Here is a 24,126-nt window from a genome sequence, read left to right as displayed (position 1 = left end):
AGACTTTTACTCAGCGATTTTTTTGAATACAAGCGAACCGTTAGTACCGCCGAAGCCGAACGAGTTACAGATTGCGTATTCCATATCAACTTTGCGCGCAGTATGCGGCACAAGGTCGATATCTAAACCTTCTTCTGGATCATCTAGGTTAATCGTTGGTGGAACAATTTGATCTACCAATGAAAGAACCGTGATGATTGCTTCTACTGAGCCTGCTGCACCTAAAAGGTGACCAGTCATAGATTTAGTAGAAGAGACAAGAACCTGCTTAGAGCCTTCTTCACCAAGTGCGCGTTTCACACCCTTGATTTCAGCCACATCACCTGCTGGTGTTGATGTACCGTGAGCGTTCACGTAACCAACTTGAGTACCTGTGATGTTTGCGTCACGCATCGCCGCTTCCATTGCCAGTGCGCCACCAGAGCCATCTTCACTTGGAGAAGTCATGTGGTAAGCGTCACCAGACATACCGAAGCCAACAAGCTCTGCGTAGATCTTAGCACCGCGCGCTTTTGCGTGTTCGTACTCTTCAAGAACCATCACGCCCGCACCGTCACCTAGAACGAAGCCGTCACGACCTTTATCCCAAGGACGTGATGCTTTTTGCGGTTCATCGTTACGAGTCGATAGTGCTTTTGCAGCGCCGAAGCCTGCCATACCAAGTGGCGTAGATGCTTTTTCTGCACCACCAGCAACCATAGCTTCCGCATCACCGTATGCAATCATACGAGCCGCGTGACCGATGTTGTGAAGACCTGTAGTACATGCAGTAGAGATCGCGATGTTAGGACCACGAAGACCACGCATGATAGATAGGTTACCCGCAACCATGTTTACGATGGTCGAAGGAACAAAAAATGGGCTAACTTTGCGAGGACCTTTCTCAACTAGCGCTGAGTGACCTGCTTCGATTAGGTCTAGACCGCCAATGCCTGAGCCGATTGCTACACCAACTCGAGCCGCGTTTTCTTCGGTAATTTCTAAGCCAGAGTCATCCAATGCTTGGATACCCGCAGCAATGCCGTACTGGATAAACAAATCCATTTTACGAGCATCTTTCTTAGACATGTACTCTGTGCAATCAAAATCTTTTACAAGACCAGCAAAACGAGTCGAGAAGTTCGTTGCATCGAAGTGCTCGATGTTTACGATACCGCTTTGACCTTCTAGCAGGGCTTTCCAAGATGATTCTACTGTGTTGCCTACCGGTGACAACATACCCATGCCAGTGACAACTACACGACGCTTGGACACGATATAATTCTCCGGGAATTGAATGTTTCTATGAGAGGATAGAAGAAGTTAGAAAGAACACAGGCGGTCTAGGAGACCGCCTGGGAGAGATAATTACTGAGCGCTGTTTACGTAGTCGATTGCAGCTTGAACAGTAGTGATTTTCTCTGCTTCTTCATCAGGAATCTCAGTGTCGAATTCCTCTTCTAGAGCCATTACTAGCTCTACAGTGTCTAGAGAATCAGCACCTAGATCGTCAACGAAAGAAGCTTCGTTTTTAACTTCTGCTTCGTCTACACCTAGCTGTTCAACAATGATTTTCTTTACGCGTTCTTCGATGTTGCTCATTTTTCTTTTCCTTTACAGATTTCGCCTAATGCGATGATTCCGTAGTTTATTCGAACTATTGAAGTTTGCAAGGGGGTCCTTGCTGGTCAAACCACAAAATTAGCGAATTTAACCGAATTTCAATACATTTTTGACTTAAATCATGCACAAATCTTGCGCATGAGCATGACAACTTAATGACAGTTAACAGCAACTATAGGCTATTTTTCATAAAGTAAAATAGCTTATTTTGCACGAACTGTGCATTAAACCATGTACATGCCACCATTTACATGCAAAGTTTCACCAGTAATGTAAGCCGCTTCAGGTGAAGCAAGGAATACAACTGCTGATGCAATTTCACGAGGGTCACCTAGACGACCTGCTGGCACGTTCGACAACGTTGCTGCACGTTGGTCGTCATTTAGCGCCTTAGTCATGTCAGTTTCGATGAAACCTGGAGCAACCGTGTTCACTGTTACACCACGAGAAGCCACTTCACGAGCCATTGATTTAGTGAAACCAATCACACCCGCTTTTGCTGCTGCATAGTTTGTTTGACCAGCGTTACCCATAGTACCAACAACAGAACCTACGTTGATGATGCGACCAGCGCGTTTTTTCATCATGCCACGTAGAACCGCTTTAGACATGCGGTAGATTGGCGTTAGGTTTGTATTGATGATGTCGTTCCACTCGTCATCTTTCATACGCATTAGCAAGTTATCGCGCGTGATACCAGCGTTGTTTACTAGAATATCGATTGCACCAAACTCATCATTGATGGTTTTTAGTGTTGCTTCGATAGACTCAACGTCAGTTACGTTAAGTGCTAGACCTTTACCGTTTTCACCTAGGTACTCGCTGATCGCCGCTGCGCCGCCTTCAGAAGTCGCAGTACCGATTACCGTTGCACCGCGTTCAACAAGAAGTTCAGCAATCGCACGACCAATGCCACGGCTTGCGCCTGTCACTAGAGCGATCTTACCTTCTAGATTCATCATGTTGTGTTTTCCTTTTCTTATCGTGAGCAGATTACTTAGCGGCTTCTAGCGACGCTACGTCGTTAACTGCTGCTGCGCTTAGTGTTTTCACGATACGTTTAGTCAGACCTGTCAGAACTTTGCCAGGACCAAGCTCAAGAAGATTTTCTACACCTTGTTCGTTCATTAGCTGCACGCTCTCAGTCCAACGAACTGGGCTGTGAAGTTGACGAACAAGTGCGTCTTTGATTTTTGCAGGATCAGTTTCAGCCGCCACATCAACGTTGTTGATAACCGGAAGTTGTGGTGCGTTGAATTCGATAGACTCTAGCGCGACAGCTAGTTTCTCTGCTGCAGGTTTCATTAGTGCGCAGTGTGAAGGCACTGAAACAGGAAGAGGAAGTGCACGCTTAGCACCTGCTTCTTTACATAGTGCACCAGCACGTTCTACCGCGTCTTTACTACCTGCGATAACAACTTGACCAGGTGAGTTGAAGTTTACTGGAGAAACGACTTCACCTTGTGCTGCTTCTTCACAAGCTTTTGCAATTGCTTCGTCATCTAGACCGATGATCGCGTACATTGCACCTGTACCCGCAGGTACCGCTTCTTGCATCAGTTGACCACGTAGCTCAACCAGTTTGATTGCTTCTTTAAAGTCAATCACGCCAGCACACACAAGCGCTGAGTACTCACCTAGGCTGTGGCCAGCTAGGTTTGCTGGTTGCTCAAGACCAAGCTCTTGCCATACACGCCAGATAGCAACAGATGACGCTAGCAAAGCTGGTTGAGTACGGAAAGTTTGGTTTAGATCTTCTGCAGGTCCATTTTGAACAAGCGCCCATAGGTCGTAACCTAGTGCGTCAGATGCTTCTGCAAATGTTTGTTTTACTACGTCATATTGTTCGCCTAGATCAGCAAGCATACCAACTGCTTGAGAACCTTGACCTGGAAATACGATAGCAAACTTGCTCATGTTGTTTTCCTTTAAGCAAAGTAAAAAGAAATAAGATGCGCCGTAGCGCATCTTAAATTTTGAATCTTGTGAAACTTAGAATTTCACCAGGGCAGAACCCCAAGTGAATCCGCCGCCAAACGCTTCAAGAAGTAGAGTTTGACCACGTTTAATACGACCATCACGTACCGCCTCATCCAGTGCTGTTGGCACGGTTGCTGCTGATGTGTTGCCGTGTTTATCAAGTGTGATCACGACTTGGTCTAGTGACATCGAAAGCTTTTTCGCTGTCGCTGAAATAATGCGGTAGTTCGCTTGGTGCGGAACCAACCAGTCTAGTTCAGACTTGTGCATATCGTTTGCTTCAAGCGTGTCTTTCACTAACTTCGAAAGCTGAGTTACTGCCACTTTGAAAACTTCGTTACCCGCCATGTGCAGCCATTTATCTGCATCTTTACCACGCTCAGGTACAGGAAGGCTCAGAAGATCACCAAATTGACCATCTGAATATACGTGTGTCGAAATGATGCCAGGTTCTTCGCTCGCACCAATTACCACCGCGCCTGCCGCATCACCAAATAAGATGATAGTTGAGCGGTCAGTCGGATCACACGTTTTCGATAATGCGTCAGCACCAATCACAAGTACGTTTTTACACATACCTGATTTAATGTGTTGGTCAGCTACAGACATTGCGTATACAAAGCCTGAACAAGCAGCGGCTAAGTCGAAAGCAGGACAACCTTTAATGCCAAGCTTTGCCTGCACCTGACACGCAGATGAAGGGAAAGTATGGCTACTGCTCGTGGTAGCAACGATAATTAGGTCGATATCATTTTTATCAATGCCGGCCATATCGATAGCGTTTTCAGCTGCGTAGAATGCCATGTCCGCAACAGTTTCATCTTCTGCTGCAATTCGACGCTCTTTAATACCCGTGCGAGCTACGATCCACTCGTCACTTGTATCTACCATTTTCTCTAGGTCTGCGTTAGTACGCACCTGAGATGGCAGGTAGCTGCCAGTACCTAAAATTTTGCTATACATGAAGACTAATAATGCCTCTCGAGTAAAACCGCTTCCAAACGATCGCTAATACGGCTTGGTACTTGTCGTTTGACCTCGTGTACTGCCTCGCCAAGTGCATTGACAATCGCAGATACATCCGCACTTCCATGGCTTTTTATGACAATGCCGCGCAATCCTAGCAAACTTGCGCCGTTATACTGGTCGGGGTTCAGTGTTTTTAGTTCATTAAATAGCCGAGAAAACAACTTTCTAGCAATCCAACCCTTAATCGTCGATTCCATCATGCTGGTTTTTAGTTTTTCGATGAAGAGTTGAGCTGTTCCCTCGCTGGCTTTTAAGCATACGTTACCGACAAAGCCATCACAAACAATGACATCGGCTACGTCATGCAAAATTTGATTACCTTCAATATAACCGACAAAGTTGATGGCGTCGGTTTGAGAAAGCATTTCAGCACAGCGTTTGACTAAATCGTTACCTTTGATTTCTTCTGCGCCAATGTTCAGCACCGCAACACGAGGAGGTCGACCTAGGTGTTCTTCTGCTAATGCACTGCCCATCACGGCAAACTGGAATAAACTGTCGGCATCACACGACACATTTGCTCCCAAATCTAGCATCCAGGTGCGTTTTCCACTGATGGTCGGTAACGCAGAAACTAAAGCAGGACGCTCAATACCAGGAAGCAGCTTAAGAATAAAACGTGACAGCGCCATCAATGCGCCGGTGTTACCACCACTCACACAAGCATCAGCTTCATTTTCAGAAACCAGATCAATCGCCATACGCATAGAGCTATTTTGGCTATTGCGAAGGGCCAAAGACGGTTTTTCTGAATTAGAAATCACTTTCTCGCTATGAAGAATACTCAAACGAGAACTGGTAGAGGTACCAAGTTGAGATAATTGAGACGTGATCAGAGATTGATCACCTATAAGAATCACTTTTAGCTCTGGGAAATGAGACAGTGCCTGCACGGCGGCAGGCACTGTTACGCGTGGACCGAAATCCCCGCCCATTGCATCAAGTGCAACGGTAATACTTTGCAAAGGTTCAACCTTACTTGTTGATAACCTTTTGACCACGGTAGTAACCTTCAGCAGTTACGTTGTGGCGTAGGTGAGTTTCACCAGAAGTCGCGTCTACAGATAGTGCAGCTGTAGTTAGCGCATCGTGTGAACGACGCATACCGCGCTTAGAACGAGTTTTACGGTTTTTCTGTACGGCCATTGACCCTACTCCTATACTATTGGGTTAAAAACCTAAAGAAGAAGCGGCTACCACACCAGTTACTTTTTCAGATTTTTCAAAACATCGAATGGATTCGGTTTTTCTTCCTCAATTTCTTCAGGAATTTCACCAAAAACCATGTTATTTGAGTCAACGCTACAATCCGCATCATCGTGCATTGCGATTTGAGGTAATGTTAAGATGAACTCGTCTTCAACCAGTTGTATAAGGTCTAATTCACCGTACTCATTTAGATCTACCAAATCATAAATTTCTGGTGCTTCCTCTTCCGTCTTCTCACCGTAGTAAGGAGTGTAAAGGAATTCAACTTCACACATGTGTGTGAATACCTCATTACAACGCTGACACTCTAAATCAACTTCGATGTTAGCTTTACCAGAGATAACAACAAGTCGCTGTTCATCAATATCAAATGACAATGAGACTTCTGCGTCGCGTTTTACGCCTTCAGTTGTTTCCGCTAAGCGCTTGAAAAGACTAGCTTGGATGATGCCATCGTAATCTAATCGTTTCTGTGCGGACTTTGCTGGATCAACCGTTCGCGGTATTTTTACCTTTTGCATAGGGCGCGAATATTATCTTCCAAATCAAAATTAGTCAAAGAAAAAGGCAAAAAAGTTGTACTTTTTTACGCTTAACATATAGAGCATTAGCCAGAATCAATTTTGATCGATTATCCTATTGGAAATGCTCGCGTGAATTGTAATTCAAAATGAAAAATTACCAACTGGTTTTAGCCTCAACTTCCCCTTTTCGTAAACAACTGCTGGAAAAGCTATCAGTACCGTTTACTTGTTTATCTCCGCAATGCGATGAGACCCCCTTCCCCAACGAAACGCCTTTAGATTTGGTGCAAAGGCTTGCGATTGGAAAAGCGACGTCTTGCGATACCGACCAAGACAGCTTGGTGATCGGGAGCGATCAAGTTTGTGTTATTGACGACAAGATAGTCGGCAAACCATTAGACCGAGAGAATGCCATCAAGCAATTATTGGCTCAAAGCGGTAAAACCATCACTTTTTATACTGGGCTTGCGGTACATAATACTGCCACGAATCACACTGAAGTCGGCTTCGACACCTTCGAAGTTCATTTTAGAGATTTGACGCTTGAACAGATTGAACGATACGTCGACAGAGAAGAACCATTTTATTGCGCTGGCAGCTTTAAAAGCGAAGGAATGGGAATTTGTCTTTTCAACAAATTAGCCGGCAAAGATCCGAATACGCTAGTAGGTCTGCCTCTCATTGACTTGATCGACATGCTACAAAAGCAAGGGTTTGAGGTTTTGTAAAAAGTACTATGTAAAAGATATTGTGTAATATACCCAAGTAACCTCGAGATGCTAGGTTCAGCGAGAATGACTTGGTTTGTAGACGCGGCGGCGATTTAAAGATCTAGTCATTCTAAATCAAGAATCGGCAACAAAGTATACAAGCCAAGGCAGCTCGCCCTTTGGGAGCGTGTCATTGACCCGATTGCTGCGTCAAACAACTTGGAAAGAGCTAGCTATTACACTGCGTTGTTTTCCTTACTCTCGAATCAATGACAGCGCTCTGAATCCTGCATCTTGAAGTCACTTGGGTATAGGTATTGATAGTTAATAAACGTTAAAGGGTTGGCATGAGAAAGCGCCAACCCTTTTTTAAATGCCAGTGCGAGAAGATTAAAATCACAGCGTCAAACTAATCACTCTATATCTAAGATAGAGATTCCCGGCAATGCTCTTTCGTCGCTCTCGGGAAAGACGCTGTGTCAGCCCATTCCTCTAAAAATAAGAATTACCCACTTAGATTCAGAAGTCGCAGCGCGTCATCCTCAAGAGTGAGGAACGAGCGAGTTGGGGATCTCTTTTCTCATCTTTCGAAGCGAAGCAGTCTTGCTATCCCATAGGGTGAAGCCCGCTCTCACCTCTACTTCTTACGCAGACCCGCGAGTACTTTCTCTAATCTCGCTTCCATCGGCGCATTGATTTCCATCCACTCATCATTCGATGGGTGTTGGAACTTGATGTTCGCTGCATGAAGGAACAAACGGTCTAAGCCCACTTGCCCAGTGTAAGCATCGAAGCGACGGTCGCCGTAGCGATCATCCCATGCAATTGGGTGACCCGTGTATTGAGTATGCACACGAATTTGGTGAGTACGACCGGTAATTGGGCTAGCTTGGATAAGCGTTGCTTGGTCAAACTTTTCCAGAATCTTGAATCGAGTTTCTGACGGCTTCCCATTTGGGTTCACACGCACGATGCTATTCACTTCGTTTTTAAGTAGCGGCGCATTCACGACCTTACAGCTGCTTTTCCACTCCCCCATCACAAGGGCAAAGTAGAACTTCTTCACGGTCTTTTCGCGAAATTGCGCTTGCAGATGGCGCAATGCTGAACGCTTCTTAGCCACCAATAAAATACCAGAAGTATCGCGGTCGATACGATGAACAAGTTCAAGGAAGCGAGCTTGCGGACGTAACGCACGAAGTGCCTCGATAGCACCAAATTTAAGACCACTGCCACCATGCACAGCTGTACCAGAGGGCTTATTTAGAATCAGCATATGATCGTCTTCAAAAATGATCCTATGTTCTAGCTCTGCTACTTTGTTCAACTTGGTGCTTGGCGCAACGTCGTCCTCTTTTTTCTCTACCGTTACTGGTGGAATACGTACGAGATCGCCAGCCTTGAGTTTGTACTCGGCTTTAATACGCTTTTTGTTAACGCGCACTTCTCCCTTACGCACGATTCGGTAAATCATGCTCTTAGGGATATCTTTTAATTGGTTACGCAGAAAATTATCAATGCGTTGACCTGCCATATCTTCGTCGATATCAACGAACTGGACTTTTGTTCTTATTTCGCTCATGCGCGGTATTGTAAACCCAAATCTGTGCGACTTCACATTATTCTTGCTGCAAAAGAAACACTCGTTGTCATAAATTGTTCTAAAACTCGCCAAGCTTTTGTTTAGATTATTAAAAGTCTTTATCAACTTCTCGTTTTGATTTGTGTCTTTCTCAGTTTGCAAGACTCAAGTGCTTATGAAACAGCCAGTTATAAATTACAAAAATTGAATTTAGCGCCAAATTTTCCATCGTTTGCGCTAAAGCAGATTGCTGATATCCACCTGCACTGCTATAGTTCACAGCTGCTAAGGAAGGTTTGGTTACATTTTGTTCATTACCAATCATTTATCCCCAAGCAATGTGAGTAGATTGTTGAACGTCAGGTGCAGCATTGGCGTAAGACACGTTGAGTTCAACACACTTGTCACTCTACTCCTCGCATATTCACGTTGAGTATCTACCGCCCGAATAGCGGGTCACAAGTTAACGTTTCCAACGAAACCCAAAGCAATTTGTGATGACTGAAGTGCCCTAGAGCATCCCCTTCCAGCCGGGAGGCTGCAAAATATAAGCCATGGGATCAGGCACCGTGAAAGAGCGAAAAGCCAGTGACAAGTTGAAAAGAAAGATAAAAGAAAAGACAACGAGAAATTTTCAATGAAAAGAATGTTAATTAACGCAACTCAAAAAGAAGAGTTGCGTGTCGCTCTGGTTGATGGCCAGCGACTTTTCGATCTTGATATCGAGAGTCCGGGTCATGAATCTAAAAAAGCGAATATCTACAAAGGACGTATCACACGTATCGAACCAAGCTTAGAAGCCGCATTTGTTGATTACGGTGCTGAGCGTCACGGTTTCCTCCCTCTCAAAGAAATTGCCCGCGAATATTTCCCAGAAGGTTACACTTACCAAGGTCGCCCAAGCATTAAAGAAGTGCTGACTGAAGGTCAAGAAGTTATCGTTCAAGTGGAAAAAGAAGAACGTGGTAGTAAAGGCGCAGCTCTAACTACTTTCATTTCTCTTGCGGGTAGCTATCTTGTTCTTATGCCTAATAACCCTCGTGCCGGCGGTATTTCTCGTCGTATCGAAGGTGACGAGCGCACTCAACTAAAAGCCGCATTAAGCACTTTAGAACTGCCTCAAGGCATGGGTCTGATTGTTCGTACTGCTGGCGTTGGTAAGAGTGCAGAAGAGCTTGAGTGGGACTTGAACGTACTACTTAACCACTGGGGTGCAATTAAAGGCGCAGCAGATTCTAACCCTGCTCCTTTCCTAATCCACCAAGAAAGTAACGTAATCGTTCGTGCAATCCGTGACTACCTACGTCGTGATATCGGTGAAATCCTAATCGACAGCAACACCATTTATGAGCGTGCTAAAGAGCACATCAAACTGGTACGTCCTGATTTCATCAGCCGCGTTAAGAAATACGAAGGCGAAGTACCACTATTCAGCCACTACCAAATCGAAAGCCAAATTGAATCGGCTTTCCAACGTGAAGTGCGCTTACCATCAGGTGGTTCTATCGTAATCGACCCAACGGAAGCTCTAACATCTATCGATATCAACTCGGCTCGCGCAACCAAAGGCGGCGATATCGAAGAAACAGCACTTAACACTAACCTAGAAGCAGCAGACGAAATCGCTCGTCAATTGCGTCTACGTGACCTTGGTGGTTTGGTGGTTATCGACTTTATCGATATGACACCGGTGCGCCACCAGCGTGAAGTTGAAAACCGTCTGCGTGAAGCCGTTCGTCTAGATCGTGCTCGTGTACAAATCGGTCGCATTTCCCGCTTTGGTCTGTTGGAGATGTCTCGTCAGCGTTTGAGCCCTTCTCTAGCAGAAGCAAGCCACCATATTTGTCCTCGTTGTAGCGGTACAGGTGTTGTTCGTGATAACGAATCTCTAGCACTTTCTGTACTTCGCCTGATCGAAGAAGAAGCTCTAAAAGACAATACAGCCCAAGTACTAGCAGTAGTGCCTGTGCCGATCGCATCTTACCTTCTGAACGAAAAACGTCGCTCGGTCAACCACATCGAACGTATTCAAGAAGTGAAGATTACGGTTGTGCCAAACTCAGACATGGAAACGCCTCACTTCGAAGTTATCCGTGTTCGAGAAGGCGAAGAGTTTGACCTGCTTTCTTACCTACTTCCTAAGAAACTGGAAGCAATGAAAGAAGCAGAAGGCAAAGAGCCAGCAGAGGTTGATGTCAAGCCTAAGCGTATCGAAGAGCCTGTATTAAAAGGTTTTGCTTCGCCAGCGCAAACTGCTCCTACGCCAGCAGCAACTTCTAAACCTGCTCCAGCAGCGAAGAAGAAAGAAGCAGCTCCGCAAGAAGAAAAACCAGGTCTATTCAGCCGTCTGTTTAAAGCAATTGGTAGTTTCCTATTCAGTGGTTCTGAAGAAGTTAAAGAAGAACCTAAGAAAGAAGAGAAAAAACCAAACCGCGATAACAAGCGCAACAAGCGTGACCGCAACGATCGTCGTCGCAACAACAACCAGCGTGATAACCGCGAAGGTCGTGACAACCGCGATAACAAACGTCGTCGTAAACCGCGTGAAGAACAAGCGACTGAACAGAACGAAACACAACAGCAGCCTAACAAGCAGCAAAACCGCAACCAGAAACGTAAACCTAGAGCTCAACAAGCTGAAAAAGCACAAGAGCCTAAAGTTAACGCGAAAGTCGCGGAAAAAGGTCTGCAGCTAGCTGCTGAAGCTCGTACTGGTTCAGAAGCGAAGCCGGAAGAAAATAAAGCGAAGTCAAACGCAAAAGCAGAGAAAGTGAAAGAGCGCCGTCAACGTCGCAAGCTAAACAAATCTGTACGTGTTAAAGACCAGCAAGCGGCTGAGCAAGCGGAGCTGGAAGTACCAGCACAACCTGTTGAAGCAGTTGAAGCAACGGTTGAGAAGCCAGTTGAGGCAGCAGCAGAAGCGCAACAAGACAACAAAGCAGAGTCTAAACAGCGTCGTAACCGCCGTTCACCACGTCACCTACGTGCAAGCGGTCAACGTCGTCGTCGTGGTCGCGATCGTCGTCCTAACCCATTCCGCCTACGTAAAGGTGGTGTAGCATCTCCTGAGATGGCAATGGGTAAAGTGATGCCACGTTACATTCCAAAACCAGCGCCTAAGAAGGAAGAGCGAGTGAAGGAAGAAGTAGTGGTAACGGCAGCAGCAGTTCCTGCAATTCAAGGTGGTTTTGCTTGCCCTGAAATGGCGATGGGTAAAGTTATCATCCGTCGTGAACAACCTGCAGTTGTTGAAGCACCAGCAGTTGAAACGAAAGTTCAAGAATCAGTAGAAGCGAAAGTAGAAGCGCCTGTTGCGGAAGCGCCAGTGGTAGAGGTTGCCGTTGCTGAGCAAGCTGAAGCTACAGTAGTTGAAACAACGCAAGTAGAGCCAATCGTTGAAGCACTTGTTGTCGAAGTGACTGAATCTGCAGTTGAAACAGCTCCAGCTCAGGAACCAGCTGTTGAAGTGGCAGAAGAAGCGGTAACAGAAGTTACAGCAGAAACGCCAGTAGAAACGCAAAAACCTAAAGCAGAAGTTATCAAAGTAGCTGCTAAGCCACGCGCTAGTGCTCCAATGACTAAAGCGCCAGGTCCTCAAGAGCTTCGCGAAATTACGGTTACAGCGGCACCGTTTAAAGCTGAGCGCTACGCACCGAAAGGCGCAGGTAGCCAAGTAGCAACAAACCGTGCATCAGCAGTAATGACAAAACCGAACTTTAACTAAGTTTTACTTTGTCATCGCATTAAGCGAAATACGAAACAAAAGGCTGCCAATCGGCAGCCTTTTTTGTTGAAGTAAGTGTTAACTCTAATTAGCTATATTAATATCAATGACTGATCACATTTGTGCGTCAATATCCCCTTCATTGTTGAACTTAATCACACTTTTCGGTAGCATTCGCCGACTCAAGTTTTCGACACCATTCTGATGCGGCTCTTTTTTTAATACGGTTTGTGCTGATAGAAGTGACTTCACTTTCACCAGCAGTACTTGTGCAAACACGAATATGTGTCGGGAGAAATTCATCGCCAAGAGAACTCAATACAAAACATGTTCGAATTTCCTCAATTTTCTAAGCACTCCGTAAAAAACGACGTGCTATCAGGTCTAACTGTTGCGCTCGCATTGGTTCCTGAAGCCGTAGCATTTGCATTTGTTGCTGGTGTAGACCCTATGGTTGGTCTTTACGCAGCCTTTATTGTCGGTCTTATCACCTCTATTTTCGGTGGTCGACCAGGTATGATTTCCGGTGCGACTGGCGCAATGGCAGTTGTTATGGTGTCGCTTGTTGCAACTCACGGTGTTCAATATCTATTTGCCGCAATTATGTTGGCGGGTATTCTTCAAATTGCAGCCGGTCTATTTAAGCTAGGTAAATTTATCCGAATCGTTCCTCATCCGGTGATGATTGGTTTCGTAAACGGTCTGGCTATCGTTATCTTCCTTGCACAACTAGGTCAGTTCAAAGCACCAGACCTTAACGGTATGCTAACGTGGCTACCACAAGACCAAATGCTGCTAATGCTAGGTCTGGTTGCGCTAACAATGGCTATCATTCACTTCCTACCAAAGATCACAACGGCAGTGCCTTCTTCTCTGGTTGCGATCGTGACCGTTACTGCACTTGTTGTTGGCTTGGATCTAGAAACACGTACCGTAGTTGACTTCCTACGTACTATGTCTGGCGATGAAGCAGCGACTTTGGCGGGTTCTCTTCCGACCTTCTCTATTCCAGCGGTACCTTTCACTCTAGAAACTCTGCAAATCATTTTGCCTTACGCAATCATCCTTGCCGCTATCGGTCTGATCGAGTCTCTGTTGACACTAACAGTGCTGGATGAAATGACTAACACTCGCGGTCAATCTAACCGTGAATGTATCGGTCAAGGTATGGCAAACATGACGTGTTCTGTGTTTGGTGCAATGGGTGGTTGTGCGATGATTGGTCAGTCAATGATCAACGTAAACTCAGGTGGTCGTGGTCGTCTATCAGGCATCGTTGCGGCTATCGCTCTGCTAATGTTCATCCTGTTTGCTTCTTCACTCATTGAGATGATTCCACTTGCTGCACTCGTTGGTGTCATGTTCATGGTGGTTATCGGTACATTCGAATGGGCAACCTTCAAACTTGCACGTCGCGTACCTAAGCAAGATTTCTTCGTTATCGTTCTTGTAACAGTAGTGACGGTGCTGACTGACCTCGCTGTTGCAGTAGCCGTGGGTGTGATTGCATCTGCGCTAATGTTTGCATGGCAACATGCTAAGCACATCTACGCAGATACGCGTCTAAATGAAGAAGGCTCAAAAGAGTACAAGATCCACGGTCCTATCTTCTTTGGTTCTGCGGCAAATTTCCTAGAATTGTTTAACGCACATGGCGATCCAAAAGACATCATCGTTGATTTCGCGGACTCTCGCGTAACAGACCACTCTGCTATCGAAGCGATTGAAACGTTGGCTGAGCGTTACGCCGCACTTGGTAAAACACTTCACCTACGTCACTTGAGCCCAGATTGCCGTAAGCTACTAGATAAAGCAGGTAGCTTGGTAGAAATCAACGTAAAAGAAGACCCAAGCTATAAGGTTGCGACCGACGTACTTGCAGGTTAATAAAAACAAAAAGGGATGAGCATGACTCATCCCTTTTGCTATCTATTTTGAGTTAATAAATACTCAGATTTTTTTCAAAATCGCTTCTGACGCCTCTTCAATCAAATCCAGTACCAGTTCAAAACCAGCATCGCCACCGTAATATGGGTCTGGGATCTCGTCATAATCAGAGTCACCATGACTTAAAAACAACGACACTTTAGGACGGTGTTCTACCGGGCAAATATCCAATAGATCGGCGAGATTGGCTTTGTCTGCAGCTAACACCATATCAAATTCATCGAAGTCTCCAACTGTTACCTTGCGGGAACGCATTCCTTTAAACGAATAACCGCGTTGCTTTCCCGCTTGCATGGCGCGAGCATCAGGCGGATTTCCGGCGTGGTAACTAATGGTCCCTGCAGAGTCCACTTCCACTGATATGCCCAGTTCTTTGGCTTTAGATCTTAATACCGCTTCACCAGTTGGCGAACGACAAATATTTCCCATACAAACAATGAGTAGCTTCTTCATTTTATTCCCTGAATTATCGATGGTTTTTCTTCATCAACTGTTGGTCTATCATAACGAGATAATTCAATGAACCCAAATCGGCTTGGGTCAGTTCAAAAAAGGAATTGAGGAAACATTATGTCTATCGACGAAAACAAAGAAGCACGCCACAAGGCGCGCCAACAAAAAGTAAAAGAGCAGGTAGACGCGAAAATCGCAGCCGCCCAAGAGGAGAAAGGTTTATTACTGATCATCACTGGTAATGGGAAAGGCAAATCGACTTCCGGTTTTGGTACAATTGCGCGTGCAGTTGGTCATGGTTTGAAGTGCAGCGTAGCGCAGTTTATCAAGGGTACATGGGATAACGGCGAGCGTAACCTACTTGAAAAGCTAGGTGTTGAGTTCCAAGTTATGGCAACAGGCTTTACTTGGGAAACCCAAAACAAAACAGCCGATACTGAAGCCGCCCAACTTGTTTGGCAAGAATGTAAGCGTATGCTTGCCGATGAATCAATTGATGTGGTTCTGTTCGACGAACTAACGTATATGGTGAGTTACGGGTACATAGACTTAGACGAAGTCGTCGAAGCACTAAATAATCGCCCTAAAATGCAATCGGTCGTCATTACAGGACGTGGAGCGCACCGTACTTTGATTGAAATGGCAGATACAGTATCAGAAGTGAAAAACGTTAAGCACGCCTTTGAATCCGGAGTTAAAGCTCTGAAAGGCATAGATTGGTAAGCGTCCGCCGTTGCTTCCGAAAAGACTAAAAACTAAAAAGGGTTGGCTCAATGCCAACCCTTTTACTTTACCTATATCCTCATAAAGAAGCTTGGTCCTTTAGTTGAACAAGTTCTTCAACAAACCATCTACCGCCTCTTTTGTTTTCTCATCTTTGATCTTGTCCGTGAGCTTCTCTACTCCACGATCAATTTCTTTCTGAGCTTTTTGTTTCAACACGTCATCAAAGACTAGCTTGAACTTAGGATCTGCCCATTTGCCAGAAACGTTGATAGGGATAGTGATGTCTTTCAATTCATCAATGGTCTTACCACCCTGACCTTCCAATGAACCCACTATCGAAGTACTAATGGTGAAATCAACAGTTTCATTCAAGTAGTTTGCCTGCCCCTTACCACGAACACGAAGAAGTGGAGACTGCGCTTTCATGTTATCCGTTGAGACCGTGCCTTTATTTAACTTCAACGTCGCGGTCATCGCACTGAAGTCGGTTTTCTTAACTTCATCTGTGCCTTCAATGCTTTGACCTTTAAATCGCGCGTAGTTTTCGCGGATTAGCTGAGCAACGTTAATGCCATTCACAGCACCATCTGCAAAATTGATCACCACTGTACCAACAAGGTTCTTTTTGATGCCAGTTGGCGTTAGGCTCTTACCACTCACATTGACATCAATGTTACCAGTACCTTCCAGCATGTCGTTATTTGCTACATCGACAAGTAACGGTTGGACTTGTACACCTTTGATTGATTTCTTCGCAGAGTATGTGGCAGGTGATTTACGCGCATCCAGTTTGGCTGTCGCAGTGATCGTGCCTTGGTACAACTTAGAGCTGAATGAAGTAAGATCAAAGACACCACGATTAACAGAGAAGCTTGCTTTCACTGCTTCCATCTTCGCATTAGCCGCCTTAAATTTGTCAATCGTAATATTGCCTTTCACATCAAGCGTTTTTAGTGCAGACAAGTCCGGCTCAACTTCAGGACCAGTAGATGCACTACTGTTGCCACCTGATGCTGGTTTATCACCCGCAGGAGCTTGCTTATTCAAGCCAAGGAATTCGTCCAAATCGATATTAGGACTATGCACTGCAAAACGTACTTTAGGAATATCACCCAGAGTCACATCTGTTTTACCATCGAGCGCAATTGCGTTCGCCGTAAGTTTCTCGAGCACAAAGCTCAGATGATTCTTAGTGAGGTCGAATGAAAGATCAGAGACCATATCAACTTTCATTGGTGATTGCGGTAGCGCATCTCCCTCAAAAGTCGCATTCAACGTCAGCTTATTCAGTTGTACCTTACTGATCGCCTTATCGATACTTAGCTCACCACCACCTTGCATATCGAGCTTCATACCACCAGCGTCACCTTTCAATGCATAGCTCAAGTTATTCACTTTATCGAACTCAAACGTATCTAGGCCAATAGTTGCTGAGTCAATTTTGTTTGCAGGATCAGCGTAAGTCGCATCAAAGTTGATGTTTTTCAGTGCGTAGCTCGCCAGACCTTTTGCTACTTTAAAGTCCGCTTTGCCTTGTGCTGTGAACGTTTGGTCATTCATCTCACCTTTCATGCCGAAATCAGCCGTTGTCCAGTTATCAAAAGCAAACTGAGAAAGGTTTAAAGAAATGTCAGAAAGCTTAGTGTAGCTACCTGTTTGCTTGTCTTGGATTTCAACATAGCCATTTGAAATGCTGACTCCAGCGAGATTGATCGTCCAATCAGAAGCAGCACTTTGTGAGTCTGCCGCTTTTTCTGGCGAAGCTTCGGTCGTTTGTTCTGCTTGTTGAGTTTGTGCTTTGGTTAACGCATCAATGTTCTTCGTGCCATCTTTCAGTGTTTCAAGATAGAACTCCGCACCATCAAGGGTGACATTACCAATTTCCAGCTGTTTGCTTAATAGCGGGGTAACCGAGACATCAACACCTACTGTCTCGACTTTAAATAGGTTTGGTTGACTAAAACCTTGTGGGTTTCTCAGTTCAGTACGACCCAATTCGAAACCAATCGACGGGAAAAACTGCCAGCTGATATCCCCTTCGATTACGAGTTCCAATCCAGTTTGCTTTTGCGCTTGCTCCACGATAAGTGGTTTAAATTGGTTTGGATTGACAAAAATAACCAACCCTAAAATGACAGCTAAGATCGCCACAATTGGAATGGCAATGATTAAGAGCAGTTTCTTCATTCGCTTTTTCCTTGCTCGAGTGTTTTTACAATTATAAGCACAGACTTGTTTTATCGCTGACCGTTCCACGAAAGCGTGAAAAATGTCCGATTTTGTAGTGCAACTGACTAATTTAAAAACAAAAAAAAGAAGTGGCACCTAAGGTGCCACTTCTTCATACAAAAATAAAGCGATATAGCCGTCTAAACGCTTAAGCTTTCAGAAGTTTTGCAATGTGCGCTTTAAGAACATCGATTGCGATACGGTTTTTACCACCGCGAGGTACGATGATGTCCGCGTATTGCTTAGAAGGTTCAATAAATTGCATGAACATCGGACGTACTGTCTGCTGGTATTGCTTAAGAACAGATTCCATTGTACGACCACGCTCTTCAACGTCACGTTTAACACGACGCAATAGACAGATATCTAATGGCGTATCCATAAATACTGTCGCGTGCATTAAGTCGCGAAGACGCGGATCAGTCAGAAGCAAGATACCTTCAAGAATGATGACCTTTTTAGGGGTCATTGGAGTGGTATTGCTTGTACGAGTGTGCTCAGTGTAGCTGTACTCAGGTACTTCTACTGCTTCGCCACGAACCAATTTTTCTAAGTGTTCACACAGCAGGTCGTGGTCTAACGCGCTCGGGTGGTCGTAGTTAGTCTTTACACGCTCTTCCATGCTTAGTTGGCTTTGGTCGTTGTAGTAGCAATCTTCCGTGATGACACCGATTTGATGATCGCCCACTTTCTCGCGAAGCTCATTGTAAATAGTGCTCGCGATCAGACTTTTTCCAGAAGCAGAAGCGCCAGCAATACCTACGATGACGCATTGATTATTATCAGACATTAATTTGCACCCGATGATGATTTTCTAGTCACATAAAAAGATAAACTGCCTGATTATAGGGAGTTCACCCGTTCGTTACTAGTTGGAATTAGGGTTTCGTTATAAGTTTCTGTCAGCTCAGAGGATTAACCTCCGAGCAAACGTTTAAATGAACGATATTCAACCAGTGCTAATATTAAACTCAGTTCACCATAGTAAAACTGATTGCATCAGGTTTGGCTTTGCCTTGCCAATACATTGTACAACAAACACGATCAGCAAGTTGTTTATAGTAACCAGCGTGTTCACTATTCGGACGTCTCGCCACGGTCGGAATACCAGCATCAATGTCTTCTCGCATAGAGATATGAAGCGGAATTTGCCCAAGCAGCGCCAAGCCAAATTCTTGTGACATTTTTTCTGCACCACCAGTACCGAAAATATGCTCAACAGCCCCACACTGACTACAAATGTGGTAACTCATGTTCTCAACGATGCCGACAACAGGCACGTTGACTTTATGGAACATCGCCGCACCTTTACGTGCATCCGCCAATGCGAGATCTTGCGGTGTTGTAACAAGCACCGTACCTGTTACTGGAATTTGCTGAGACAGCGTTAGTTGGATATCCCCCGTACCCGGTGGCATATCAATCACCAAGTAATCAAGCTCTGGCCAATCCGTTTCTGTCAGTAGCTGTGATAAGGCCTTAGAGGCCATGGGACCACGCCAAATGGCTGCTTCCGATTTATCGACTAAGTAGCCAATAGAATGAGTATAGATTCCGTGGGCAAAAATAGGCTCCATCCACTTAGCATCACGAACTTCAGGCTTAGCGTCTTCTTGACCAAGCATCATAGGAACCGATGGACCATAGATATCGGCATCTAACAAACCTACTTTTGCTCCGGATTGCGCAATTGCGAGGGCAAGGTTTACTGCTGTGGTTGATTTCCCAACCCCACCTTTCGCGGAACTTACCGCAATAATGTTTTTAACGCCCTTTACCGCATTGGTGACTTGAGTCTCAAGTGCTTTAACGTTGAGCTCAACCTGGAAATCAAATGCAGGAACATCACCTGATGCTTGTTGCTCTTGTATCCAATCGGATAACGAAACTTGAAGTTCGTTACTCGCGAACGGTAAAGTGATTTGAATGCCACCTTGTGCGGGAATCACGACAATACCGTGAATGTCCGCCCAGTTTTCCACCAACTGTGGATGTTGGAACTGGTTGAGCCAATGACAAAAATCTTGTTTTGAAGTGAACTGATGCATGAGACCTCCTTTATGCATCTAATCGTAGCACCCAGCGGCGAGATTCAGAACCCCAAAAAAACTAAGGCAATCCATGGTTTGATGCCTTGGCGTTGGGAAGCTCATGGGGTAGTATTACTCTCTATTTTTTATACCTATCAAAAAGCGATTATTAAGTATGGCAAACGATCCAAGAAAACTGCTGGTAACTTGTGCCCTTCCGTACGCTAATGGTTCGATTCACCTAGGTCACATGCTTGAGCACATTCAAGCTGATATCTGGGTTCGCTACCAACGCCTACGTGGCAACACTGTAAACTTCATCTGTGCTGACGATGCTCACGGCACGCCAATCATGCTAAAAGCACAACAGATGGGAATTACACCAGAAGAGATGATCGCTGCAGTAAGCGAAGAGCATCAGAAAGACTTCGCTGGCTTTGATATTAGCTTTGATAACTACCACAGCACACACTCAGACGAGAACCGCGAGCTAGCGTCTCACATCTACCTTGAGCTGAAGAAAAACGGCTTTATCTCTAGCCGCACTATCTCTCAGTTGTTCGACCCTGAGAAAGAAATGTTCCTACCGGATCGTTTCGTAAAAGGTACTTGTCCTAAGTGTAAGTCAGAAGACCAATACGGTGACAACTGTGATAACTGTGGTGAGACGTACAGCCCAACTGAACTGATTAACCCGAAATCAGCAGTATCTGGCGCAACGCCAGTCATGAAAGACTCTGAGCACTTCTTCTTCGACCTACCTCAGTTCGAAAGCATGCTAAAAGAGTGGACTCGTTCAGGTTCTTTACAATCTGAAACTGCTAACAAGATGCAAGAGTGGTTCGAGTCTGGTTTGCAACAGTGGGACATCTCACGTGATGCGCCTTACTTTGGCTTCGAAATCCCAGGCGAGAAGAACAAATTCTTCTACGTATGGCTAGATGCACCAGTTGGCTACATGGCTTCTTTCAAGAACCTATGTGACAAGACTGAAGGTCTAGACTTCGACGAATACTGGAAGAAAGACAGCTCAACTGAGCTTTACCACTTCATCGGTAAAGACATTGTTTACTTCCACTCACTATTCTGGCCAGCAATGCTAGAAGGCAGCGGTTTCCGTAAACCAAACAATGTATTCGTACACGGCTACGTAACAGTAAACGGTGCGAAGATGTCTAAGTCTAAAGGTACGTTTGTTAAAGCAAGCACTTACCTAAACCACCTAGACCCAGAGTGTCTGCGTTACTACTACGCTGCAAAACTAAACAGCCGTATCGACGACCTAGACCTTAACCTTGAAGACTTCACTCAACGTGTTAACGCTGACGTAGTAAACAAAATCGTTAACCTAGCTTCTCGTAACGCTGGCTTCATCTCTAAACGTTTTGAAGGCAAGTTGGCTGAAAACTTTGCAGAACCTGAGCTATACAACGAATTCGTTGCAGCAGCAGACCGCATTGCAGAGCTTTACGAAACTCGTGAGTTTGGTCGTGCGATCCGTGAAATCACAGCACTAGCAGACAAAGCAAACCAATACGTTGACGAAAAAGCACCTTGGGTTGTTGCAAAAGAAGAAGGCAAAGATCAGGAACTGCAAGAAATCTGTTCTGTAGGCATTAACCTGTTCCGCGTGCTGATGACTTACCTAAAACCAGTGATGCCGGCACTAGCAGCGCGTACTGAAGCATTCCTAAACGAAGAGCTAACTTGGGAAGGCATCGCTGCACCACTGACTGGTCACGAGATCACTAAGTTCAAAGCGTTGTTTAACCGTATCGATCCTAAGAACATCGAAGCGATGATCGAAGCATCGAAGGAAGACGCTGCGGCAGAAATGGCAGCAAAAGAAAAAGCGGAAGCAGAAAAGAACAAAGCTAGCCAAACTGAGCTAGATAAAGATCCAATCGCTGAAGAGATTGAGTTCGATGCTTTTGCAGCGGTTGATATGCGTATTGCTCGCATCATCTCGTGTGAAGAAGTGCCAAAAGCAAACAAACTGCTTAAGTTCCAACTAGACATCGGCGGTGAAACTCGTCAGGTATTCTCTGGCATCAAGTCAGCTTACAAACCTGAAGAGCTAGAAGGCAAGCTAACTGTAATGGTAGCGAACCTAAAACCTCGTAAGATGAAGTTTGGTATGTCAGAAGGCATGATCCTAGCAGCGGGCCCTGGTGGCAGCGACCTATGGATCCTTGAGCCACATGAAGGTGCTCAACCAGGCATGCGTGTAATGTAATTCGTCACTTTACGATCAAACGTAAAAATCCCCGCCCAATTTGGCGGGGATTTTTTTTTGACAAAATTCACACTTTTGGTGAAATTACGCACCAAAATCGTACAGTTATTTATTCATAAAAAATCTAAGCTACTGTTTTAAAACAACTTAACTATTGGCATCAAAGATGCTCTTACTTAGTTGCTAGGTCAACAGCACTAACAAGGAGTTGGTTATGTTTGTTTTGATTTCTACTTTGATCTCGATTGCCATTCTGGCAGGGATCTATCATTTGGCAGCGAAGCGAGAAAAACAACATGCTCGCAAATATCAATTACTCACCTTATTACGCGATGTGGTTCACCAACTACGCCGTCACCGAGCGGTGACCCACTACTCTATCCAATACCAACAACATCATGAAAAAGAGATAGAGCAAATTCATCAGGAGTTAGGTTATAAACTGCATCAGCTCGTGGAAACTTCTCGCTTTGAGAACAAACCCATGTATCGCGTGCTGCAAATCAAAATCGATAAGTTGATGGAACAATGGCAGGACAACACGGTAGCACGGAATCAGATGGAGCATGGCAAACTGATCCGCCATAGTTTGTTCTTAATGGATGAGGTTACCATCGCATGGCTCGCTATTGCCCAGAGAGACGAGTTACATGACGAGTACCATATGAATTGGCAAACCGTGATTGATAGCTTAGAAACGCTTACACAGCTCCGTATCAGCATTCAAGACATGCAAGACAGAGGAGGGCCTGAAAGGATGAGAAATTACGCATCGGTAATGATTAGAAGGCTCAATCAATTGGCAGTAATTAGCCCCTTGAGCGTTGCCTCTCCGATGTCCGCTAGGTCGATTCAATCTCTAAATGAATATATAGAAGGTGAAATACTGTCACTGAGCGAAGAGGAGTTGTACGACATTACTTCTGATTTGTCCCTTACTGTGTTCAATACCTATGACCAGATGCTCTCAGACATCATAGAGACCCTTTACCTACCATTGCCCAGACTGTCCTTAGCTTAACGATTCGATGATGGTTTGACTGCTCTCGGTGAGCTACTAATAATAATAAAAAAACCGCAGGTACATGCCTGCGGTTTTGTATTTGAATCTTTTGCTAAGAGCGCTGATTAACTGTCGTCTTCCGTGAAGTTGGTCGGCAGTTCTTGCTTCATCTCATTCCAGATCTGAGCACTTTCCATACCATAGTGACGAATCACAACAGGAAGCTGATCACGTTGGCCGGTTTCACACGTTTCTAGAAGTTGGCGGTAGAAGCGCAGCGCTAGATCTCGTGATGCTGGATTTGAGAAGTAGTAGCTACCCACACGATCGTACAGTTTTCTCAAACCGTTAAAGATCAAACCGTAAATTTGGTTGCCAGAATGGAACGCTAAGCGTTGGAACAACATGTAATCATAGAAGTTGAACGTCTTAGCAATCAGGATTTCCTGACGTTTCGCCTCATCCTTCTCCGTGTCTTCTTTCACGCTTTGCAGAATCTTATCGGCATAAGGAGATGCCGCGATAAAATCGTCCCATGAAGGTGCTTTTACTAGAGCTTCACATGACTCGATAACGTTTTGAATAGTACGCTCAGACGCTTCTTTGTTTGCTTTGAATGCATAACGCATGAAGATAGGGCTGATGTTAGTACGTGCAGCAAGCAGGTCTTCGACGATGTTTGTCGCGTTATCAACATCTAGAGTCATCAGCGTGTCCAAGATATGCAGACCAGATGTCTCCATAAATTGGTTCACTTTGGTTGGCTTACCGTGCTGAATAGTCAACCAGCCATCACGAGCAAGACGTTGAAGTACTTCACGTAGAGTCGTACGGGTAACACCAATTAGTTCAGATAGCTCACGTTCAGCGGGTAAAATTGAGCCAGGAGGAAAACGGCCGTTCCAAATGCTCTCGATAATGTATTTTTCTGCGAAACCCGCAGGGCTTTTAGCCTTAATGACCATTCTGTTTTTATCCAATCTTGATTTCTAAGGGTCGATACGACTCATCATACCACTACTTAACGATTTGCGAAAATTAACGATCAATAAATGAAACGAAATCTCAATATAGAGTTAATACTCTACATATATTTTCAATTTAAAACGTTAACCACTTGGAACCAAACGCGCAAAATTTAT

The 24,126-nt window shown here is 45.0% G+C and carries 22 protein-coding genes; 6 read left to right on the top strand and 16 right to left on the bottom strand.

Translation table 11 applies throughout. The features are described from left to right. Positions 1-6: 6 nt before the first annotated feature. The 8 genes from fabF to yceD all read right to left on the bottom strand — a co-directional run bounded on the left by fabF (position 7) and on the right by yceD (position 6,341). Positions 7-1,254, bottom strand: a complete 1,248-nt coding sequence (gene fabF / locus AACR11_RS23435; protein ID WP_005444811.1) for a beta-ketoacyl-ACP synthase II — start codon at positions 1,252-1,254, stop codon at positions 7-9. Positions 1,255-1,347: 93 nt separating this feature from the next. Further along, positions 1,348-1,581, bottom strand: coding sequence for an acyl carrier protein (acpP, locus tag AACR11_RS23430; RefSeq protein WP_004406112.1), 234 nt, complete (start codon positions 1,579-1,581; stop codon positions 1,348-1,350). A 245-nt stretch (positions 1,582-1,826) separates the two neighbouring features. Next, positions 1,827-2,561, bottom strand: a complete 735-nt coding sequence (fabG, locus tag AACR11_RS23425; RefSeq protein WP_005444803.1) for a 3-oxoacyl-ACP reductase FabG — start codon at positions 2,559-2,561, stop codon at positions 1,827-1,829. Between the two features lie 34 nt (positions 2,562-2,595). Next, positions 2,596-3,519: an ACP S-malonyltransferase gene (gene fabD, locus AACR11_RS23420; RefSeq protein WP_005444801.1), complete on the bottom strand. Its 924-nt coding sequence runs from the start codon at positions 3,517-3,519 to the stop codon at positions 2,596-2,598. Between the two features lie 75 nt (positions 3,520-3,594). After that, complete coding sequence (locus AACR11_RS23415) at positions 3,595-4,545, bottom strand: beta-ketoacyl-ACP synthase III (RefSeq protein ID WP_005444799.1); 951 nt, start codon at positions 4,543-4,545, stop codon at positions 3,595-3,597. Between the two features lie 5 nt (positions 4,546-4,550). Further along, positions 4,551-5,576 carry a phosphate acyltransferase PlsX gene (gene plsX / locus AACR11_RS23410; RefSeq protein WP_005444797.1) on the bottom strand — a complete coding sequence of 342 codons (1,026 nt, stop codon included), beginning with the start codon at positions 5,574-5,576 and terminating at the stop codon, positions 4,551-4,553. Between the two features lie 10 nt (positions 5,577-5,586). Then, a complete protein-coding gene (gene rpmF, locus AACR11_RS23405) occupies positions 5,587-5,757 on the bottom strand; it encodes a 50S ribosomal protein L32 (RefSeq protein WP_005396978.1) in 171 nt (56 codons plus the stop codon). Between the two features lie 59 nt (positions 5,758-5,816). After that, a complete protein-coding gene (gene yceD, locus AACR11_RS23400; protein WP_005444794.1) occupies positions 5,817-6,341 on the bottom strand; it encodes a 23S rRNA accumulation protein YceD in 525 nt (174 codons plus the stop codon). A 149-nt stretch (positions 6,342-6,490) separates the two neighbouring features. On the opposite strand from yceD, the gene AACR11_RS23395 reads away from it, so the two are divergent. Next, positions 6,491-7,072: a Maf family protein gene (locus tag AACR11_RS23395; RefSeq protein ID WP_005444793.1), complete on the top strand. Its 582-nt coding sequence runs from the start codon at positions 6,491-6,493 to the stop codon at positions 7,070-7,072. Positions 7,073-7,691: 619 nt separating this feature from the next. Here the strand turns inward: AACR11_RS23395 and rluC are convergent. After that, the gene (gene rluC, locus AACR11_RS23390) at positions 7,692-8,636 is read right to left on the bottom strand and encodes a 23S rRNA pseudouridine(955/2504/2580) synthase RluC (protein WP_029790452.1); all 945 of its coding nucleotides are present in this window, start codon (positions 8,634-8,636) and stop codon (positions 7,692-7,694) included. A gap of 151 nt (positions 8,637-8,787) precedes the next feature. Beyond that, a complete protein-coding gene (locus AACR11_RS23385; RefSeq protein WP_017189381.1) occupies positions 8,788-8,961 on the bottom strand; it encodes a hypothetical protein in 174 nt (57 codons plus the stop codon). Between the two features lie 312 nt (positions 8,962-9,273). Here AACR11_RS23385 and rne point away from each other — a divergent pair, with 312 nt between their 5' ends. Next, on the top strand, positions 9,274-12,360 hold the full coding sequence (gene rne / locus AACR11_RS23380; protein WP_029790453.1) for a ribonuclease E: 3,087 nt from the start codon (positions 9,274-9,276) through the stop codon (positions 12,358-12,360). Between the two features lie 114 nt (positions 12,361-12,474). Here the strand turns inward: rne and AACR11_RS23375 are convergent, their stop codons facing one another. Beyond that, entirely contained in the window at positions 12,475-12,639 is a 165-nt protein-coding gene (locus AACR11_RS23375; RefSeq protein WP_339367394.1) for a hypothetical protein, read from the bottom strand. Between the two features lie 48 nt (positions 12,640-12,687). Between AACR11_RS23375 and AACR11_RS23370 the strand changes: the two genes are divergently transcribed. Next, entirely contained in the window at positions 12,688-14,247 is a 1,560-nt protein-coding gene (locus AACR11_RS23370; protein ID WP_005444782.1) for a SulP family inorganic anion transporter, read from the top strand. 63 nt (positions 14,248-14,310) lie between these two features. On the opposite strand, the gene AACR11_RS23365 is transcribed toward AACR11_RS23370, so the two are convergent. Continuing rightward, entirely contained in the window at positions 14,311-14,760 is a 450-nt protein-coding gene (locus AACR11_RS23365) for a low molecular weight protein-tyrosine-phosphatase (RefSeq protein WP_029790455.1), read from the bottom strand. A gap of 117 nt (positions 14,761-14,877) precedes the next feature. On the opposite strand from AACR11_RS23365, the gene cobO reads away from it, so the two are divergent. Further along, positions 14,878-15,483, top strand: coding sequence for a cob(I)yrinic acid a,c-diamide adenosyltransferase (cobO, locus tag AACR11_RS23360; RefSeq protein WP_005444774.1), 606 nt, complete (start codon positions 14,878-14,880; stop codon positions 15,481-15,483). 99 nt (positions 15,484-15,582) lie between these two features. Here the strand turns inward: cobO and AACR11_RS23355 are convergent, their stop codons facing one another. The 3 genes from AACR11_RS23355 to apbC all read right to left on the bottom strand — a co-directional run bounded on the left by AACR11_RS23355 (position 15,583) and on the right by apbC (position 19,763). Then, entirely contained in the window at positions 15,583-17,673 is a 2,091-nt protein-coding gene (locus AACR11_RS23355) for an AsmA family protein (RefSeq protein ID WP_005444772.1), read from the bottom strand. A gap of 190 nt (positions 17,674-17,863) precedes the next feature. Then, a complete protein-coding gene (gene udk, locus AACR11_RS23350) occupies positions 17,864-18,505 on the bottom strand; it encodes a uridine kinase (protein WP_005433235.1) in 642 nt (213 codons plus the stop codon). 181 nt (positions 18,506-18,686) lie between these two features. After that, positions 18,687-19,763, bottom strand: coding sequence for an iron-sulfur cluster carrier protein ApbC (apbC, locus tag AACR11_RS23345; protein WP_009700263.1), 1,077 nt, complete (start codon positions 19,761-19,763; stop codon positions 18,687-18,689). A gap of 157 nt (positions 19,764-19,920) precedes the next feature. Between apbC and metG the strand changes: the two genes are divergently transcribed. After that, positions 19,921-21,981: a methionine--tRNA ligase gene (gene metG, locus AACR11_RS23340; RefSeq protein WP_017817847.1), complete on the top strand. Its 2,061-nt coding sequence runs from the start codon at positions 19,921-19,923 to the stop codon at positions 21,979-21,981. A gap of 214 nt (positions 21,982-22,195) precedes the next feature. Then, the gene (locus tag AACR11_RS23335; RefSeq protein ID WP_029790456.1) at positions 22,196-23,002 is read left to right on the top strand and encodes a hypothetical protein; all 807 of its coding nucleotides are present in this window, start codon (positions 22,196-22,198) and stop codon (positions 23,000-23,002) included. Positions 23,003-23,109: 107 nt separating this feature from the next. Here AACR11_RS23335 and fadR read toward each other — a convergent pair whose 3' ends face one another. Next, complete coding sequence (gene fadR, locus AACR11_RS23330; RefSeq protein ID WP_005444763.1) at positions 23,110-23,949, bottom strand: fatty acid metabolism transcriptional regulator FadR; 840 nt, start codon at positions 23,947-23,949, stop codon at positions 23,110-23,112. Positions 23,950-24,126 lie beyond the last annotated feature (177 nt).

The organism is Vibrio sp. L85 (assembly GCF_963871815.1).
GTDB lineage: Bacteria > Pseudomonadota > Gammaproteobacteria > Enterobacterales > Vibrionaceae > Vibrio > Vibrio harveyi.
Note: the sequence above shows the minus strand (reverse complement) of the source record. Positions and strands in the feature narration are given on the sequence as shown.

Excerpts from the sequence above, each read along its gene's own strand:
- rpmF (WP_005396978.1), bottom strand. The coding sequence starts at position 5,757 with ATGGCCGTACAGAAAAACCGTAAAACTCGTTCTAAGCGCGGTATGCGT.
- AACR11_RS23335 (WP_029790456.1), top strand. The coding sequence starts at position 22,196 with ATGTTTGTTTTGATTTCTACTTTGATCTCGATTGCCATTCTGGCAGGG.
- rne (WP_029790453.1), top strand. The coding sequence starts at position 9,274 with ATGAAAAGAATGTTAATTAACGCAACTCAAAAAGAAGAGTTGCGTGTC.
- acpP (WP_004406112.1), bottom strand. The coding sequence starts at position 1,581 with ATGAGCAACATCGAAGAACGCGTAAAGAAAATCATTGTTGAACAGCTA.
- AACR11_RS23415 (WP_005444799.1), bottom strand. The coding sequence starts at position 4,545 with ATGTATAGCAAAATTTTAGGTACTGGCAGCTACCTGCCATCTCAGGTG.
- yceD (WP_005444794.1), bottom strand. The coding sequence starts at position 6,341 with ATGCAAAAGGTAAAAATACCGCGAACGGTTGATCCAGCAAAGTCCGCA.
- cobO (WP_005444774.1), top strand. The coding sequence starts at position 14,878 with ATGTCTATCGACGAAAACAAAGAAGCACGCCACAAGGCGCGCCAACAA.
- fadR (WP_005444763.1), bottom strand. The coding sequence starts at position 23,949 with ATGGTCATTAAGGCTAAAAGCCCTGCGGGTTTCGCAGAAAAATACATT.
- fabG (WP_005444803.1), bottom strand. The coding sequence starts at position 2,561 with ATGAATCTAGAAGGTAAGATCGCTCTAGTGACAGGCGCAAGCCGTGGC.
- apbC (WP_009700263.1), bottom strand. The coding sequence starts at position 19,763 with ATGCATCAGTTCACTTCAAAACAAGATTTTTGTCATTGGCTCAACCAG.
- AACR11_RS23370 (WP_005444782.1), top strand. The coding sequence starts at position 12,688 with ATGTTCGAATTTCCTCAATTTTCTAAGCACTCCGTAAAAAACGACGTG.
- udk (WP_005433235.1), bottom strand. The coding sequence starts at position 18,505 with ATGTCTGATAATAATCAATGCGTCATCGTAGGTATTGCTGGCGCTTCT.
- AACR11_RS23365 (WP_029790455.1), bottom strand. The coding sequence starts at position 14,760 with ATGAAGAAGCTACTCATTGTTTGTATGGGAAATATTTGTCGTTCGCCA.
- AACR11_RS23395 (WP_005444793.1), top strand. The coding sequence starts at position 6,491 with ATGAAAAATTACCAACTGGTTTTAGCCTCAACTTCCCCTTTTCGTAAA.
- AACR11_RS23355 (WP_005444772.1), bottom strand. The coding sequence starts at position 17,673 with ATGAAGAAACTGCTCTTAATCATTGCCATTCCAATTGTGGCGATCTTA.
- AACR11_RS23385 (WP_017189381.1), bottom strand. The coding sequence starts at position 8,961 with ATGATTGGTAATGAACAAAATGTAACCAAACCTTCCTTAGCAGCTGTG.
- fabD (WP_005444801.1), bottom strand. The coding sequence starts at position 3,519 with ATGAGCAAGTTTGCTATCGTATTTCCAGGTCAAGGTTCTCAAGCAGTT.
- metG (WP_017817847.1), top strand. The coding sequence starts at position 19,921 with ATGGCAAACGATCCAAGAAAACTGCTGGTAACTTGTGCCCTTCCGTAC.
- rluC (WP_029790452.1), bottom strand. The coding sequence starts at position 8,636 with ATGAGCGAAATAAGAACAAAAGTCCAGTTCGTTGATATCGACGAAGAT.